This window comes from Nocardiopsis xinjiangensis YIM 90004, from assembly GCF_000341145.1.
GTDB classification, from domain to species: Bacteria; Actinomycetota; Actinomycetes; order Streptosporangiales; family Streptosporangiaceae; genus Nocardiopsis; species Nocardiopsis xinjiangensis.
This window is the reverse complement of sequence record NZ_ANBE01000009.1, coordinates 168798-186505: the sequence shown is the minus strand read 5'-3', so window position 1 is coordinate 186505 and position 17708 is coordinate 168798. Positions and strand designations below refer to the sequence as shown.

Genomic DNA, 17708 nt, shown 5'->3' with positions numbered 1-17708 from the left:
CGGGCCAGGCGCTCGGTGAGCAGCTGGGCGGGCACGATGAGGTGCAGTGGCGCGAGCCACTCGGGCAGGTCCGGGACGGGCACGTGCACGTCACTGGCGCCGGCGAGCGCATCACCACCACCGAAGCCGAACACGGGGCTCTCGGCCAGGCGCGCCCGCTCGGCCAAGGAGACGGTGCCCCCGAGCGTGGGCCCGGAGGGCGCGGCCATGAGCAGTGTGGGCGTGCTCGGGTCCAGGACCGCGATGGGCCCGTGGAGCAGGTCGGCGGTGGACAGCCCCATGGCGTGCAGGTAACAGGCCTCCTTGAGCTTGAGGGCGGCCTCCAGAGCAGTGGACAGGACCATCCCGCGGCCGGAGATCACGGCTCCCTGCACGGCGACCATACGTTCGACGATCTCGTCGAGGGGGCCGGTGGGGGCGGCGATGATCTGCTCGATGGCATCGGGGGCCCGTTCGAGGTCGGCGGCGTCCAGGTCCGCGCCGAGGCCGAGAGCGAGCACGGCGAGGGCGGCCAGCTGGCTGGTGTAGGTCTTCGTCGCGGGCACCGAGACCTCGTTGCCGGCCTGCGTGAGCAGGGCGACGTCGGACTCCGCGGCCAAGGGGGAATCGGCGCCGTTGGTGATGCCGACGGTGTCGGCCCCGCAGTCGGCGGCCCAGCGCATGGTCTCCACGATCTCCTCGGTCCGCCCGGACTGGGAGACGGCCACGGCCAGGACCCCGGACAGGTCCACACGCGCACCGTAGGTGGTGGCGATGGAGGGGGAACCGAGCGTGGCCATGCGGCCCGTGTGGGCCTGCAGCAGGTACCCGCCGTAGACCGCCGCGTTGTCGGAGGAACCGCGGGCGATGAACAGCACCTGCTTGGTACGGCGCCCCAGGGCCTCGATGTCGGGGCGCAGGGGCAACAGCTCCGCGAAGGTACGGCGCAGGACGTCGGGCTGCTGAGCGATCTCCGAAAACATGGAGCTCGATGTGCTGGTCATGGGCAACCCTTCCCGTGCGAACCGCCTGGAGGCGGACGGATTGACAGGCTTCAGGAGCTATGGTCTAGTCCGGACCATACCAGTCGGGTCCGCTCCCACAGAGCCGAGCCCACCACCGGAAGGTCGTTCGCAGCGATGTCCATCGACCCCACCAACCCCCAGCCCAAGTACGTCCAGCTCCGCGACCTGCTCCTGGACCGCATCACCGGCGAAGGCCTGGGCGTGGACGAACTGGTCCCCTCCGAACGCGAACTCGGCACCACCTACGGCCTCTCCCGCATGACCGTCCGCCAGACCATCGACATGCTGGTCTCGGAGGGACGGCTGTACCGGGTTCCGGGCAAGGGCACCTTCATCGCCCGGCCCAAGATCGCCATGTCGCTGGAACTGGCTTCCTACAGCGCCGACATGCGCGCCCGCGGCTTCGAACCCGGCGCACGCGAGCTCATCCGCCAGGTCACCCCGGCCAGCGGGCACACCGCTCACATGCTCGACATCGCCCCCGAGACCCCCGTGCACCACATCGAACGCCTGCGCACCGCCGACGACGAACCCATGGCGGTGGAGCGCTCCAACATCCCGGCCGAACTCGTTCCCGGTCTCGAGACCTTCGATCTGGCCGAACGCTCCCTCTACGAAGTCCTGGAAAACGAGTTCGACATCCTGTTGGATGCGGGGGAACAGACCATCGAGGCCGGGATCTGCGACTCGGCCGACTCCCGCCTCCTGGGTCTGCCCGCAGGCAGCCCGGTGCTGGTGATGCAGCGGCGCAGCTTCTCCAAGGGACAGTGCGTGGAGCTCGCGCTGTCCACCTACCGTGCCGACCGTTACCAACTGCACTCCCGGCTGGACCCGCGTCGGCACGGCGACTGACAGCCGCGCCCCGCCCCGGGGCGCGGGACAACGGGAGGTACCCCTCATGAACCAGACCTCCGGCCCCGACCCCTCGGTCGGCAAGCCCAAACGCACATCGAGACTCCTGGCCCTGCTGCAGCGCCTCGGGCGCAGCCTCATGCTCCCGATCGCGGTCCTACCGGCCGCCGCGATCCTCCTCCGGCTGGGCCAGGACGACCTCCTAGGCGCCGACGGCCTGGCCGGCCTGCCCGGCATGGGGTGGATGGAACCGGTCGCCGGGGCGGTCGGCACCGCCGGTGACGCCGTCTTCGAGGCCCTGCCCCTGCTCTTCGCGGTCGGTGTCGCCATCGGCTGGGCCAAACGCTCGGACGGGTCCACGGCTCTGGCCGCGGTGGTGGGTTACCTCGTCTTCGACCGGGTCTCGGCGTGGACGATGTTCACCTTCGAGGGCGCCGAGGGCGACCTGGGCCACCAGGTGGCGTCCTATCCGTTGGGGGTCGATCCGCAGACCCGCGAACCCCTGACCGACCCGTCGGCGGTGAGTGCGGTCGAACCCGTCGTCGACCATGCGGTCAAGAACCCGACGGACGTGCTCGGCGGCATCATCATCGGTCTGGTCGCGGCCGTGCTGTGGCAGCGCTACCACCGCATCAAGCTTCCGGCCTGGCTCGGATTCTTCGGCGGACGCCGCTTCGTACCGATCGTCGCGGCCGCGGCCGGTCTGGCCATCGGTGTGGTCCTGGGCCTGTTGTGGGCCGTGGTGGGCATGTGGATCCAGAACCTGGGTGAGTTGATCGTGGGCGCCGGGGCGCTCGGCGCGGGTCTCTACGGAGTCATCAACCGCATACTGCTGCCCATGGGGCTGCACCACGTGGTCAACTCCTACGTCTGGTTCGTCGCGGGTACCTACGACGGCGACGAGGGGGTCGTGCGCGGCGAGATCACCCGGTACCTGGCCGGGGACCCGACCGCGGGCGGGTTCCTGTCCGGATTCTTCCCGGTGCTCATGTTCGGTCTGCCGGGCGCCGCCCTGGCGATGTGGCTGGCCGCGCACCCCACCCAACGCGCACGGATCGGGTCGATCATGATCCCGGCCGCACTGACCGCGTTCGCCACGGGGATCACCGAACCGGTCGAGTTCGCATTCATCTTCGTGGCGCCGTTGCTGTACGCGGTGCACATCGTCCTGACCGGTGTGTCCTTGGCGGTCCTCAACGCCCTCGACGCCCACCTCGGCTTCGGATTCTCCGCCGGGCTCATCGACCTGTTGCTCAACGCGACCAAGGCCAACACCACGGGACTGGGGTGGATCCTGTTGTTGGGCGTGGTCTACTTCTTCCTCTACTTCGGGGTGTTCTCCCTGCTCATCCGGAAGTTCAACCTGCCCACTCCGGGCCGTGAAGAGGATCCGGACCGTCCCGGCGAGACGGAGATCGTGCACACCGAGACGAACCGGGGNCGGCCCCGGCCCCGCCGGCTGATCCCCTCCCGCTTTTTCCGTGTCCTGACGGGCCCGGCAGGACACGACAGTGGGCGCGGCCCCGGGAAGGGGACCGCGCCCACAGGTATCGGTGACGAACCCCGGCGGCCGGGGCTCAGACCCTAGCGGTGGGCCGGGTCACCATGGCACTTCTTGAACTTCTTGCCGGAGCCGCACGGGCAGGGCGCGTTGCGCGAGGTGCCCGCGTACTCGTCGGTCGACTCGCTGTGGCGCTCCACGGAGCCGTCCTCGCTCGGGGCCGAGTACTGAAGGCGGTCGGGCCGGTCCTCACCGAAACCCGGAACGAAGACGTCCTCGGCCTCCTCCGCTTCGGCGGAGGGCGCAGCGGCCTCCACGGCCTCCTCGTCCTCCTCCACCGCGGTGGCCACGGCCGGGGCCCCGGTGGCACCGCCCACGGCACCGGCGGTCTGAGCCGCCGCGGCCGGGGTCAGGGCCTGCTCCTCGTTCTTGCGGACCTGGACCTCGACGTTGAAGACGAAGCCGACCGATTCCTCCTTGATGGCCTCCAGCATCTCCTGGAACATGTCGAAGCCCTCGCGCTGGAACTCGATGAGCGGGTTGCGCTGGGCCATCGCACGCAGGCCGATGCCCTCCTGGAGGTAGTCCATCTCGTAGAGGTGCTCGCGCCACTTCCGGTCCATGACCTGGAGGATCACGCGGCGCTCGACCTCGCGCATCGTCTCCTCGCCCAGTTCGGCCTCGCGGGCCTCATAGGCGATGCGGGCGTCCTCCACGACACCGTCGGCGATGACGCGGCCGGTGATGTTCTCCAGGCCGCCGTTCTCGTCGATGAACTCGTCGACGGTGAGGCTGACCGGGTAGATCTGCTTGAACGCCCTCCAGAGCCTGTCGAGGTCCCAGTCGGCGGGGTCGCCCTGGGCAGTCTCCCCGGAGACGTAGCCGCGCAGGACCTCCTCCAGCATCTCCATCATCTGCTCGCGCAGGTTCTGCCCGTCCAGGACCTTGCGGCGCTCGGCGTAGATGACCTTGCGCTGGCGGTTGAGGACCTCGTCGTACTTCAGGACGTTCTTCCGCGTCTCGAAGTTCTGGGTCTCGACCTGGCCCTGCGCGGAGGCGATCGCCTTGCTGACCATGCCGGACTCGATCGGCTGGTCCTCGGGGATGTTCAACCGCTCCATGAAGACCTCGAGGCGCGAGCTGTTGAACAAGCGCAGCAGGTCGTCCTGCAAAGAGAGGTAGAACCGCGAGATACCGGGGTCGCCCTGACGCCCGGAACGGCCACGGAGCTGGTTGTCGATCCGGCGGGACTCGTGGCGCTCGGTGCCGAGCACGTACAGACCGCCGGCCTCGACGACCTGTTCGTGCTCGGCCTCGTAGTCCTCGGTGGCCTTCTTCAGCGCCTCCGGCCAGGCCTCCTCGTACTCCTCCGGGGTCTCCAGCGGGCTGAGCCCGCGTGCCTGGAGCTCCTCGTCGGCGAGGAAGTCGGGGTTGCCGCCGAGCATGATGTCGGTACCGCGGCCGGCCATGTTGGTGGCCACGGTGACCGAACCGAGCTTGCCCGCCCGGGCGATGATGGAGGCTTCACTCGCGTGGTTCTTCGCGTTGAGGACCTCGTGCTTGACGCCCTCGCGCTTGAGCATGCGCGAGAGCAGCTCGGACTTCTCCACGCTCGTGGTCCCGACCAGGACCGGCTGGCCGGCCTCGTGGCGGTCGGCGATGTCCTCGGCCAGGGCCTGGAACTTGGCCTCTTCGCTCTGGTAGACGACGTCCTTGACGTCCTCACGGATCATCGGTTCGTTGGTGGGAATGGGCACCACACCGACACCGTAGGTCTGGTGGAACTCGGCAGCCTCGGTCTGGGCCGTACCGGTCATACCGGCGAGTTTGTCGTAGAGGCGGAAGTAGTTCTGGAGGGTGACCTTGGCGAGAGTCTGGTTCTCGTCCTTGATCTTCACGCGTTCCTTGGCCTCGATGGCCTGGTGCATGCCCTCGTTGTAGCGCCGCCCCGCCAGGACACGTCCGGTGAACTCGTCGACGATGAGGACCTCACCGTCCTTGACGATGTACTCCTTGTCCTTGTTGTAGAGCTCCTTGGCCTTGATCGAGTTGTTGAGGAAGCTGATGAGCGGAGTGTTGACGGCCTCGTAGAGGTTGTCGATGCCCAGCCAGTCCTCGACCTTGGCCACGCCGTCCTCGGTGATGCCGACGGTGCGCTTCTTCTCGTCGACCTCGTAGTCCTCGTCGGCCTTGAGCCGGGGAGCGATCTTGGCGAACTCGGAGTACCAACGCGAGTTCTGTTCCGAAGGGCCGCTGATGATCAGCGGGGTACGCGCCTCGTCGATGAGGATGGAGTCGACCTCGTCCACGAGCGCGAAGCAGTGGTCGCGCTGGACGGTGTTGTCCAGGGACAGCGCCATGTTGTCGCGCAGGTAGTCGAAACCGAACTCGTTGTTGGTCCCGTAGGTGATGTCGGCCTGGTAGGCGGCCTTGCGCTGTTCCTGCGTCATGTTCGGACCCACCACGCCCACCTCGAGCCCGAGGAACTGGTAGACGCGGCCCATGTTCTGGGCGTCACGGCGGGCAAGGTAGTCGTTGGTGGTGATGACGTGGACGCCGCGGTCGGCCAACGCATTCAGGTAGACCGCGAGAGTTCCGGTCAGGGTCTTGCCCTCACCGGTCTTCATCTCGGCGATGTTGCCGAGGTGCAGTGCGGCGCCACCCATGACCTGGACGTCGAAGTGGCGCTGGCCCAGGGTGCGTTTGGCCGCCTCTCGAACGGTCGCGAAGGCCTCCGGGAGGAGGTCGTCCAGCGTCTCGCCGTCCTGGTGGCGTTCCTTGTACTCCTGCGTGAGGTCTCGCAGTTCTTCGTCGCTGAGGTCGGTGTACTCGTCCTCGAGCGAGTTGACCTGGTCCTTCAGCTTGTTCAGCCGGCGCAGGATCTTTCCCTCACCCGCGCGCAGGAGCTTACTGAGTATCCCTGGCACTTCCTTCGCGCTCCTCGCCACATCACGGTTGGCCCCACGTCCGTGGAGCGTGTACCTGGGCCCCGCTGACCGCTGGCCGCGGCTCACAGCCGGGGGTTCTGGGGCCTGGGTCACCCATCCTAGAGGACCCTTGCCGTAGCTCCGCCGGACTCGTCGCACGGGCCCGGGACACTTCCGGTCACTGGGGCACAACACACGGAACGGGTCCGGATGTTCCCTTGCTCTTCTGTATCGATTCGAGGCATTGGTGCACTTCGCCCCTCATGGGTAGAGAAAGAGACACGGAGTGTTCCATCGGAGTGAGGGGGACCCCATGGATGCACAGTCGCGAAGGAAGCACCAGGTCCGGGGGGCAGTGACCGACCGCCCCTCCGTTCCGCGCCAGGGGACCGATCCGGCCATCGGAGGTGACTGGGGCGATGTCCGGGACCCGGTGGCCGACGAACACAACGCGATGAGCTGGGAGCAGCACCATCCCGGCGACCACGAGGGCTTCGGACGCATCCGCGGTTTCCAACGCCAGGGCGGCGCGTTGGCGCCGACCAACCGGCACCGCGGCAGAGCCAGCTCCTGGGTCGTGGTGGTGCTCGCCTGCGTGGGCTTCGCCCTGGGCGGGCTCTCCCTCGCCATGGGCTGGGCACTCGTGCCGCTCGTCCTCGGTGCGCTCATGATGGTGGCCGCAGCGGTCGTCGCGCTCACGTGCGACATCCTCACGGACGTCGTGCTGGACTCTCCCCGCGACGAGTCCGAGGAGCCCCACCAGACACCCCTGCACCGCATCAAGTCGATGATGCGCAAGGAACGCAAGCGCGAACGCAAGGCCGGGCGCACAACAGGCTGACCGGAACCGCGACGAGGGGCCGGCGCCGGGAGATCCCGGTGCCGGCCCCTCTCATGTGTCGGGTGCTCGGAGGGCTACAGGGCCTGCTCGGCGGACACCGGCCCACACCATCGCCTGACTGCGCAGTACTGGTCCGAGCGGTGGAAGGCGCCCGCCGAACAGGCCTCAGTCGACCAGTCGGAGGACCCCGTAGTCGAAGCCCTTACGACGGTAGACGACGCTCGGGGCGTCCTTGACTTCGTCGTGGAAGAGGTAGAAGTCGTGCCCGATGAGTTCCATCTCCATCAACGCCTGGTCGATGCTCATGGGCTTGGCTCGGTGGAACTTCTCCCGCACGACCACGGGTGCCTCACCTTGGGTGTCGAGCTCGACGAACTTGTCGGAGAAGCGCCCGTCGACCGCGGCGCCGTCGACCTCTCTGTCGTCGCTCTCACGCTGGGCCGGGGGTTCGGCTCGCTGTGCGGTGAGGGTGCCGGGCAGGTCTCCGGGAAGGTCGGCGGTGGCTGCCGCCACGGAGACGGGAGTGCGGTTTCCGCGATGCACCTTGCGGCGATCCGCCGACTTGCGCAGACGCGCCTCGACCTTGTCGACCGCGAGGTCCAGGGCGCCGTAGCGGTCTGCGGCTGCCGCTTCGCTGCGGATCACGGGTCCGTCGGAGTGAATGGTCAGCTCAACCCGCTCACGAACGTCCGCGAGCCTGGGGTTGCGCTCCGTGGACACCTCCACGTCGACGCTCATACCCTTCTTCTCCCACTTGGAGAGCCTGTCGAGCTTGGTCTCGACCTGCTGTCGAAACTTGTCGCTCACATTGGTGCGTCGACCCTTGACGATGATGTCCATAGGGACCCCCTTCATCGCGTGGCCGTCAGTGACGGCCAAGCTGGCTCTGCATCCCCTTCCGTCAAGAGACGGAAAAGGGTGTCGCGCGCTAGCCCCCTTCCGTTGCCGGCCCGGTCAAGTCCGGTCGTTTCACGGCTCGGTTGAAGATGCGTATACCCACGCGCGGCACGGTCATCACGCGCCCCACGTCGGTCTTTGCACATGGCTTCCGCAGCTCGGGAGGGGATGAGTGGCCCGTTGACGACAGGCCGAGCAACCCGGCGGTACCGGGTGTTCCTGGAGATGAGGTGTAACGGGGAGCGCGGGAAGGGCGGCGGAGGCCGCCGTTTCCGACGGCCTCCACGGGTTGGCATGCCACCCGCCCGGCCGACCTGGTCTTCGTCCCCACATCCGCCTGCTGAGGGGGTCGCCGCTCTTGTTCGCGACTACTGCCCTTCTCCCTGCCGTGAGGGACATCGGGACCCTCCGCGGGGCAGGACTTACCTCTAAGGCGCACCGTGATCGGTCGACGAAAAGTCGCCTTACGTGGGCCGTTTCGCCTGCGCCTGGCCTCGGCTTGCCGGAACTGCTCGTCGGTGTTCCCGCGAGCTTCGTCTCCGGCGCAACCACGGACCCGGACGGGTGCCATACTTGGACGGTAACCCGTCCAGCGACTGATGTCAGGTACTGATAACTCACCCGGACCTCGGGTATGCCTCACGAACGCCTGCACACAAGGGCTTTTCGCTTCCCGAGAGCTCCGTGTAAAACCTTTGTACAGGCTGGTCCGCATCCCGGCGGCGGCTCTCGTTGAGCACGATCGCACCGACCACACGCAGCCCCGCTCCGCGCAGCACCCGCGTCGCTTCGACCAGGGTCGACCCGGTGGTGAGCACGTCGTCGACCACGACCACGGGTGAGCCCCGCACACGTACGGCCGCAGGATCGACGGTGAACACCCCGACCCGGTTCCGCAGGCGTTCCCTGCGCCCGAGGCCCACCTGTCGGCGGGCCGCGTAGCGGTAGCGCAGCAGCGGTACCACACGACCGGCCCGCGCTCCTCCGGACGCGGCCAGGGCCGCCTCCGCGAGCGCGGCGACCGGCCCCTCCCCCGGCCCGGGCCCGCGCGAAGGTACGGGCACGAGGACGGTGTCCGCATCGGACCACCCCGTGGCCGCGTACACCCGTGCCAGTCGCTTCCCCAACGGGGCACGGAGACCGTCGGCACCACCCTCCTTGTGGGCGAGCAGGACCCGGCGATCGTGGCCCAGGTGCGGGCCGGCCGCCCACACCTGGGGACAGCGCGGACGCGGGACACAGCGCCGCGGGCGACGGTCGAGGCGGGTACGGCACCGGTGACACAGGGGACCGTCGGGGCCGGAGCACCCCGCGCAGGGATGCGGGAGGAGGAGTTCGAACAGGGCGGCGACGGCACAGCGCAGGAGGCGGAGCAGGTGGCGGAGATCCATGTTCCGAGGGTCACCGGATCGGCCGCTCCGCGCATCCCCCGATCCGCCATCTGTGGACAACCGTGGTCGTGCCGGGTCAGGGCCTGTTCGGTGGATGCCTTCCGTCGCTTCGACCAGTACTACGCCGAAGGCGTCCGTCGAGGGTCGGCGGCGGGTGACGGGCGGGAGTATCCAGTGGTGCTGTCGCAAGGCCGAGGAAGGAGGCCCCTACCGTGCCCTGCTTCGCAAGCTCAGCAGTGTCGCGCAGCGGGGCCCGGACCGGATGTGCCGTCGACTGATGAGAACGCGGTGAGAGTGCCGCTGGGAGGCCGCGCAGCAGGTAGCCCGGTGTCCGCCGACCGCGTCACCAACCTCACCGAACAACACACCTAGGGAGTGTTTTTTAGAAGGCTTTCGGATCAGCGAGCGGCCGCCCAGGCAATCTCTCGCAAGACGATGTGCGAAGTTCAGCCTGGTTGTGCTTCACGAGCGCAGAGACGCAGCGAGAGGCAGCCTGGTGGATGCGAGCCCGGAATGATTCAAAAAACACGACCTAGCCGGGGAAGGTCGGCGCCACGCCCTCGACCGCGGTCTGCCAGTTCAGGCGATCGTTGGACACCCAGATGCTGCCGTCGTCGGTCCCGGAGATGAGCGGCTGTCTGGGGGCACCGGAGATGGTCACCATGCCCGGGATCGCAGAACCGGTGCTCGCGGGCGGGCTCCCGCCGTCCACCGGCACCAGGAACGCCTGGCTGGTGCTCCCGTCACGGGAGCCGAGGATGGCGAGCTGGTCACCGGAGCGCCAGGACACGTCGATGATGTCCTCGAGCTCGCTCGCCAGGGGCATGAACCCGCCGACGGCCACCTGGTCGCCGTCGACGACCACACGCCCCACTTCCAGGGACCGTTCGCCGTCGACCTCGGTGATCGCAGCGGCGCGGGTACCGTCCCGGGAGATCTGGAAGTCGACCAACGAACGGTCCCGGAGTTCGGGGAGCTCCACCCGGACGACCTCGTCGCCCCCGCGCAGCAGCCACAGAGCGGAGCCGCCCGGCTCGGGCGCCTGTGTCTCGCCGTCGATGGTGGGCTGATCGCCCTGGGGACGGTCCGCCTCGTCCTCGTCCTCGCGGCTCTCGGGCTGTTCGGTCTCCTCCACGACCCACAAGTGGCCGTTGACGTCCCAGGAGAGCTCGGTGAAGACCCCGTCGTCCAGGACGGTCTCGTACTCGGCCCCGGGGCTGGTGAAGCTGGTGACGACCTCGTCGCTGCCCAGGGTGATGCCCGCGACGGTGCTCTCGTCCATGGAGAACGCGAAGGTCTCGACAGGCACCTCGCCGGCGCCCAGGGGACCGGCCACACGCTCCACGTCGTCGAAGTTCTCGTTCTCCCAGTCGCCGGCCGACCAGAGCTGGCCGTCGTGGGAGTAGTAGGCACGGCTGCTGGATGTGGTCGCGCTCGGGCTCACCCCTGACCAGAAGTCGTCGCCGGGACGCGGGCGCTCCTCGCTCTCGCCCTCTGTTCCGGGGAAGCTCACCTCGGTACCGTCGACCCTGAGGGTGAACTCCTGGATATCGGGGATCTGCCGCAGGGTCCAGGCGATCTGCGCGCCCATCTCCACGGTGTCGGGGTCTCCCCCCGTCTCCACGTCCACGGTCGCGCTCTCGCTGTCGACCTCGAGGTCGGTCTCGGCGTCGTCGGGGAAGGCCGAGCGCACAGCCGGTCCCGACCAGTCGCTGGGGCCGTCCATGAGCTTGTCGAGCAGGCGTTCGGCGAGCTCGTTGTTACTCACCGGCAGGTAGACGGGGTCGGGCACCAGGGCGGTGCCCTCGGGGTTGAAGTAGTAGAGGTTGAGCGAGCGGTGGGTGCGTTCGACGTCGAGTTCACTGAGGATCAGCTCGTCGGGCATGTCCTGGATGCGCCACTCGCCGTCGGGGGCGCCGTCCTCCCGGGCCAGCTGGAAGGTGACCTCGAACAGGCCCTCGTCGTCGTTGGGGGCGTACTTGCCGCTCTGGTCTATGGTGGCCACCAGGGAACTGCGCAGGCTCACCGTGGCTGTCAGGCCGTCGGAGCTGATTTCCGGGTCCAGGTCGACGGTGTCCAGGTCACGGAAGACCTGGACCGATCCGTCGGGTGACCAGGACCCCTCGAGACCGGGCAGCATGTAGCTGCGGGCGGCCTTGTGGTCCTCTTCGAAGCTGCCCATGTCCTTGAGGAACCCGTTGACGAGGCCCTCGGGAGTGACCCCGGGTTGCGGGCCGGCCGGCAGCAGCCGCACGTAGCCGCTGTAGGGGTCGGAGGTGACGTCGCCGCCGTCACCGGGCACGACCGGTCCTGTTGTGGGCACGCCGGCGCAGGAGGCCAGCAGGACACAGGCGGCGGCCGCGGTCAGTGCGGAGCGGGTCCGGTGGCCGGGGGTGGCTCTCATCCGTCGTCCTCTCCGTCGTCGGGGAGGGGCGTGAAGTTCTGTCCCAGGGCGATCTCCGGCGGGACCAGCGGCAGCGGTGAACCACGCAGTTCCGTGCCGGACGTGCGCGGCAGGGAGAGCCGGAAACGCGAACCCTGGCCGGGCAGACCCCAGGCCTGCAGCCAACCGCCGTGCAGGCTCGCGTCCTCCTTGGCGATCGACAGCCCCAGGCCGGTGCCGCCGGTGGTGCGCACCCGCGAGTAGTCGGCCCGCCAGAAGCGGTCGAAGCACAAGTGCTCCTCGCCCTCCTTCAGACCCACACCGTAGTCGCGCACGGCCACGGCGACGGCGTCGCGGTCGCCGGCGGCGCTGACGACGACTTCCCCGCCGTCACTGTGCTCGACCGCGTTGACCACGAGGTTGCGCAGGATGCGGTTGATACGGCGGGTGTCGAACTCGGCGTCACAGGGCTCGGCGGGCAGACGCAGCACGATCTTGACGCCGCGCTTCTCGGCGATCTGTTCGGCGTCCCCGACGGCCCTCATGACGGAGTCGCGGATGTCGGTGGACTCGATCCCCAGGGTGGCGGCACCGGCGTCGTGGCGGCTGATCTCCAGCAGGTCGCCGAGGAGTTCCTCGAAACGTTCCACCTGGCCCTTGAGCAGTTCCACGGAACGGCGTTGGGAGGTGTCGAGCTCCTCGCGTTCGTCGTGGAGCAGGTCACCGGCCATCCGGATCGTGGTGAGCGGGGTGCGCAGCTCGTGCGAGACGTCGGAGACGAACTGGCGCTGGACCTTGGAGAGCTCCTCCAGCTCCTGGATCTTCTCCTGGAGGTTGCCGGCCATGCCGTTGAAGGAGACCGCGAGTCTGGCCAGGTCGTCCTCACCGTGCACGGCCATCCGTTCGGAGAGTTCACCCGAGGCCAGGCGTTCGGCCGACTGCGCCGCCGAACGCACCGGTTTCACCACCAGACGGGTGACGACGAAGGCTATGAGGCCGAGCAGGATCACCAACAGGACGCCCACGAGCGCGAGCGTGCCCTGCACCAGATCGAGGATCAGCTGCTCGTGCTGGAGCGGGAAGATGTAGTAGAGCTCGTAGGCGTGGGTGAGTTCGGAACCGACGACCAGGGCGGGCTCGGAGGAACCTTCCATGTCGATGCGTGTGTAGGTGTGGTACTGCTGCTCCGACCCCGACTGGCGGATCTGGTCGATGAGCCGCTGCGGCACGCTCTGCTGCTGGACGGTGTCCTCGTCACCGGTCGCCCACCCGGTCTCGTCACCGACCGAGGGCATGATGACGACCCCGTAGAGCCCGGTGTCACCACTGCGGCTGGTGAGCTCGCTGGTGATGCTGTAGAGCAGGCGGTCCCGATCCCCGACCTCGTTCTCCTGCAGCTCGGCCAGGGCGTAGTTGAGCCCGGCCCGGTGGTCGTTGACCGCCGTGTCGATCTTGGTGTCCAGCAACCCGCTGCGCACCTGCGTGAGCATGACGTAGCTGAGACCGACCATGACCAGGAGCGAGAGCACCAGGGTCGTGGAGATGACCCTGAGGTGCAGCGAGCGCCGCCACCGGTTCTGCACACCCTGGACGAGTGCGCGGGCGGCGCGTTGGGCGAACAGGTAGGCCCGAGTCAGGCCCGAGTTCCCGTCACGCCCGTCGTCTCCGGACACGACGGAGGACGGGACGGACCGTTCCTCCTCGGGGTCGGCCCCCCGTACCTCCTCTTGCGAGGCTGCTGTCATGGGGACACCGGCAGGGTCAGGCGGTACCGGCCTTGTAGCCGACACCGCGAACAGTCACGACGACCTCGGGGTGCTCCGGGTCCTTCTCGATCTTGGCGCGCAGGCGCTGCACATGGACGTTGACCAGGCGGGTGTCCGCGGCGTGGCGGTACCCCCAGACCTGCTCCAGCAGGACCTCACGCGTGAAGACCTGGCGGGGCTTGCGCGCCAGGGCGACCAGCAGGTCGAACTCCAGCGGAGTGAGGCTGATCTGCTCACCGTCGCGGCGCACCGCGTGCCCGGCGACATCGATGGTGATGTCGCCGATCTGCAGCACCTCGGGAGCGGGCTCCTCGGTGCGGCGCAGGCGCACACGCACCCGGGCCACGAGCTCCTTGGGCTTGAAGGGCTTGACGATGTAGTCGTCAGCGCCCGACTCGAGACCGAGGACCACGTCGATGGTGTCGCTCTTTGCCGTGAGCATGACGACGGGCACGCCGGACTCGGCGCGGATCTGCCGGCAGACGTCGATGCCGTCGGCGCCCGGGAGCATCAGGTCGAGCAGGACCAGGTCGGGTTTGGTCTCGCGGAAGGCCTCCAGGGCCTTGTCCCCGTCGTGGACGAAGGAGGGCTCGAACCCCTCACCTCTCAGTACGATGCCCAGCATCTCGGCGAGGGCGAGGTCATCGTCGACAACCAGTACACGTCCCTTCATCGGTGTGTCCGGCGCCGGGCGTCGGACCCGCTCGTAAGCATGCCCGCGGCGCCTACTCCTCTCTCTGGAACACTCAAGCGGCGTCTTCGTCGGTGGCCTTGCTCCCCAGCCAAGGGAACTGCTTTCGTACGTACTGGACCCACTGTGCCACCTGTACGGGGGGGTCGTACCAGGCGATGGATCAAGGCTGACTTGGCCTGTTGATAACAGAAAGCATACAAAAGGAATGAAGTGCGTCGACTCCCTCCCGGAGTACCCGACCGTGCGTGGAATGGCCTGAACCGGCCGGTAGGTTGGGATCCGGTGCCGTGAGAACCACGTGACCTCGTTCGCGCAGCGTAACCGAAGCCTCAGGGAGGGCGGGACCACATGAGCCATGAGGGCGACCGCAGGGACGAGCCCCAACAGCCCGGTCGGTCCGACGGTTGGTCAGTGCCCGGAGACGGATGGTCCGCGCCCGGGAGCGGGACACCGCAGGGGCCGACCCCCGGATACGGCGCTCCGCAGGGGCCACCCCCCGGATACGGCGGGCCGCAGGGGGCTCCCCCCGGTTACGGGGCGCCGCCAGGCCCTCCGCCACCCGGTTACGGCGGACCACAGGGCCCGCCCCCGGGTCACGGCCCCGCGCCCTACGGTCAACCGCAGCCGCAGAGCGGCCAGCCCCTCAAACCCGGCCTGGTGCCGCTGCGCCCGCTCGGTCTCGGTGACATCCTCAACGGCGCCTTCGCACTGATCCGCAACCACCCGGCCACCACGCTCGGGTTGGCGTTCGTGGTCATCGCGATCTCCGCGACCCTCTCCACCTTGCTGAGCAACGGGTTCCTGACCGAGTACGAACGCTCCCTCGAACAGCTCATGAGTGGCCAGATCTCCCCCGAAGATCCGGTGATGCCGGTCTCGGGCGACTCCATACTGCTGATGATGCTCGGCACGGCGGTCAACTACCTGGCGGTGACACTTCTGACCGCCCTGCTCACCTCGGTGGTGGGCATGGCCGTTCTCGGCCACAAGCACACGGTCTCGCAGGTCTGGACGGCGGTCCGCAGCCGTCTCTGGTCGATCCTGGGCCTGTCCGTGCTCCAGTACCTCATCCACTTCGCACTGGCGATGGTGATGGTCGTCCTCGTGCTGAGCGGTGCCCTGGTCGGTGCCTTCCTGGCCGCGACCGGTTCCCAGGCCCTGGGCGCGCTCATCGCGCTGGCGTCGGTACTGCTCGGGCTCCTCGGCGGTCTGGCGCTCTTCGCGTGGATCGGCATCCGGATCTACCTGGCCATGCCGATCGTGGTCCTGGAGCGCCTCGGCCCGGGCAGGGCGCTGGCACGCTCTTGGCGCCTGACGCAGGGCAACTGGTGGCGGATGCTCGGCATCGTGGCTCTCACCATGCTCATCGTCCTCGGCGTCTCCCTCATCCTGATGCTCGCGCTCGGTGCCCTCGCGGGACTGCCGATGATCCTGGCCGGCGGCGACTGGGGCCTGACCGCGGCGAACACCCTCGGCGTCGTGGCCGAGGCACTCACCTACAGCATCACCGCACCCTTCCTCGCCGCCGTCACCACACTCCTCTACATCGACCTGCGTATGCGCCGTGAGGGCCTGGACCTGCGCCTGCACTGGATCGCCCAGCAGGGTGTGCCCGTCGGCCCCGAGATCTACCGCCCGGAGCAGCACGCGTGAGAGCACCGACCGCCTCCTCCTCGGAGATCACCGGGGAGGAGGGCCGCCGCCGCGCGATCGAGGAACTCGGCGATCCCGTGTACGGCGACCGCGAACCCTCCCTCCTCGACCGATTCCTGCAGTGGCTGTCCGACCTCGTCGACGACCTCATGCAACTCGGCAGCGGCCTGCCCGGCGACTGGTGGCTGCTGCTGCCCGTTCTGCTGGTCCTGGCACTGCTCGTGGTCGGGCTCGTCGCGTACCTGCGGCCGGGCCGCAACCGCAGGGCCGGGGCACCCGTGCACGAGGAGACCAAACGCACGGCCGCCGACCACCGCGCCGCGGCCGACGAGCACGAGTCCTCCGGTGCCTACGACCGGGCCGTCGTGGAGCGCCTGCGCGCGATCGACGTCGACCTGGAGGAACGCGCCCTGCTCACCCCGTCGGCCGGACGCACCGCGACCGAACTCGCCACCGAGGCCGGCCGGAGCCTGCCCGAACAGGCCGGACGGCTCTCCGACGCCGCAGGGCTGTTCAACGACGTCGTCTACGGCCGCCGCGAAGCGACCGCGGAGACGGCCCGGACCCTGCGTGAACTCGACGACCACCTGCGCGCCGCGCGCCCGGTCCCCGTGGAGGAGGAGCGACGATGAGCACCTCGGAAACCGGGTGGCGCCGCGTGTGGCGGGCAGCCCGGGTCCCCGGCGCGGTCCTGATCCTGCTGGTCGTCGTCGCGGTCCTGGCATCGCTCGGTGACGAACAGTTCCCCGGAGGACGGATGGAACCCGGGAGCGTCGACCCCCAGGGCGGGCGCGCACTCGTGCAGACCATGCAGGAGGACCGCGACGTCCACGTGGTGCGCTCGGCCGACGACGCCGAGCAGGCCCTGGATGCGGCCGGCGACGAAAGCGTGTTGGCCGTGTTCCTCGATCACCGCTTGGAACCCGGCGAAGTGCGGTCCCTGGCCGAGCTGGAGGCCGACACCCTCCTGGTCCGACCCACCCTGCAGACGCTGGACGCGTTCGCACCCGGTGTGGACATGAGCGGGCGCACCGAGTCCGACGAGACCCTCGACGGCGAGTGCGGCCTGCCCGCCGTCGAGGCGGCCGGCCCCGCCGACGTGGCGGGGGAAGTGTACGAGGCCGCGCCCGGACAGGCGGCGACCGAATGTTACGCGGCCGCGGCCGGATCCGCGGTGGTCCAGGTCGAGCACGGTTCCGGGACCACCACCGTCGTGGGCACCGACCACTTCATGACCAACACCGAGCTCGCCGACGAGGGCAACGCCGCGCTGGCCATGAACCTCATGGATGCCGAGGACGTGGTGTGGCTGCGCCCCGACGCGCATGTACCCGAGGACAGCGCCACCCTGACGGAACTGCTGCCCGAGAGCCTGCTCTGGTCGGCGGTCCCGTTGGTGGGCGCGTTGCTCCTGCTGGCGCTGTGGCACGGCCGCCGCCTCGGGGCGCTCGTGCCCGAGGCGCTGCCCGTGGTGGTGCGTGCCGCCGAGACCACCGAGGGCCGCGCCGGGCTGTACCAATCGCGCAAGGCACGGGACCGGGCCGCCGCCGCGCTGCGGGCCGGGTTCCTGGACCGTGTCTCGAGCAAACTCGGGCTCCGCCCGGACGATCCCCCGGAGACCGTGGTCTCCGCGCTCGCCGCACGGCTGGGTGAGGACCCGGCGCGTGTACGGGCGCTGCTGTACCCCGATCACCCCGACCCGTACGCCGGAGACGACGAGGCGCTGAACCGGCTCGCGGAAGAGCTGGACGAGCGGTCCCGGAGGCTGCGGTGATCCCGGCCGGTACCCCACACGCAAC

Annotated in this window: 13 protein-coding genes; 6 read left to right on the top strand and 7 right to left on the bottom strand. The window is 68.8% G+C overall.

Features of this window, described 5'->3' with window-relative positions:
• Positions 1-983, bottom strand: a 983-nt coding sequence (locus D473_RS0106830) for an SIS domain-containing protein (protein WP_017608334.1), incomplete at its 3' end; no start/stop codon positions are given.
• A gap of 135 nt (positions 984-1118) precedes the next feature.
• Between D473_RS0106830 and D473_RS0106825 the strand changes: the two genes are divergently transcribed.
• Together D473_RS0106825 and D473_RS0106820 are read left to right on the top strand one after the other, a co-directional pair.
• The gene (locus D473_RS0106825) at positions 1119-1856 is read left to right on the top strand and encodes a GntR family transcriptional regulator (protein ID WP_017608333.1); all 738 of its coding nucleotides are present in this window, start codon (positions 1119-1121) and stop codon (positions 1854-1856) included.
• 46 nt (positions 1857-1902) lie between these two features.
• Positions 1903-3444 (top strand): PTS transporter subunit EIIC, encoded by a 1542-nt coding sequence (locus D473_RS0106820; RefSeq protein WP_017608332.1) that lies wholly within the window; start codon positions 1903-1905, stop codon positions 3442-3444.
• Here the strand turns inward: D473_RS0106820 and secA are convergent.
• A complete protein-coding gene (secA, locus tag D473_RS0106815; protein ID WP_017608331.1) occupies positions 3441-6284 on the bottom strand; it encodes a preprotein translocase subunit SecA in 2844 nt (947 codons plus the stop codon). The two genes, D473_RS0106820 and secA, sit on opposite strands and share 4 nt — an antisense overlap.
• Before the next feature lie 313 nt (positions 6285-6597).
• Between secA and D473_RS0106810 the strand changes: the two genes are divergently transcribed.
• Entirely contained in the window at positions 6598-7125 is a 528-nt protein-coding gene (locus D473_RS0106810; RefSeq protein WP_033352822.1) for a hypothetical protein, read from the top strand.
• Between the two features lie 165 nt (positions 7126-7290).
• Here D473_RS0106810 and hpf read toward each other — a convergent pair whose 3' ends face one another.
• From hpf to mtrA, 5 genes are all read right to left on the bottom strand, one after another.
• The gene (gene hpf / locus D473_RS0106805; protein ID WP_017608329.1) at positions 7291-7965 is read right to left on the bottom strand and encodes a ribosome hibernation-promoting factor, HPF/YfiA family; all 675 of its coding nucleotides are present in this window, start codon (positions 7963-7965) and stop codon (positions 7291-7293) included.
• 674 nt (positions 7966-8639) lie between these two features.
• Positions 8640-9413, bottom strand: a complete 774-nt coding sequence (locus tag D473_RS0106800) for a ComF family protein (protein ID WP_017608328.1) — start codon at positions 9411-9413, stop codon at positions 8640-8642.
• Between the two features lie 532 nt (positions 9414-9945).
• Positions 9946-11817 (bottom strand): LpqB family beta-propeller domain-containing protein, encoded by a 1872-nt coding sequence (locus D473_RS0106795; RefSeq protein WP_017608327.1) that lies wholly within the window; start codon positions 11815-11817, stop codon positions 9946-9948.
• Entirely contained in the window at positions 11814-13541 is a 1728-nt protein-coding gene (gene mtrB / locus D473_RS0106790) for an MtrAB system histidine kinase MtrB (protein WP_017608326.1), read from the bottom strand. Before mtrB ends, D473_RS0106795 begins: the two co-directional genes overlap by 4 nt.
• Before the next feature lie 16 nt (positions 13542-13557).
• Positions 13558-14235, bottom strand: coding sequence for an MtrAB system response regulator MtrA (mtrA, locus tag D473_RS0106785; protein WP_017608325.1), 678 nt, complete (start codon positions 14233-14235; stop codon positions 13558-13560).
• Between the two features lie 678 nt (positions 14236-14913).
• Between mtrA and D473_RS0106780 the strand changes: the two genes are divergently transcribed.
• From D473_RS0106780 to D473_RS0106770, 3 genes are read left to right on the top strand one after another with little or no spacing between them, the layout of a single operon-like run.
• Positions 14914-15909 carry a glycerophosphoryl diester phosphodiesterase membrane domain-containing protein gene (locus tag D473_RS0106780; RefSeq protein WP_017608324.1) on the top strand — a complete coding sequence of 332 codons (996 nt, stop codon included), beginning with the start codon at positions 14914-14916 and terminating at the stop codon, positions 15907-15909.
• Positions 15906-16541, top strand: coding sequence for a DUF4129 domain-containing protein (locus D473_RS0106775; protein ID WP_017608323.1), 636 nt, complete (start codon positions 15906-15908; stop codon positions 16539-16541). The genes D473_RS0106780 and D473_RS0106775 overlap by 4 nt, the downstream gene beginning before the upstream one ends.
• The gene (locus tag D473_RS0106770) at positions 16538-17683 is read left to right on the top strand and encodes a DUF4350 domain-containing protein (RefSeq protein WP_017608322.1); all 1146 of its coding nucleotides are present in this window, start codon (positions 16538-16540) and stop codon (positions 17681-17683) included. Before D473_RS0106775 ends, D473_RS0106770 begins: the two co-directional genes overlap by 4 nt.
• The last annotated feature ends 25 nt before the right edge of the window (positions 17684-17708 follow it).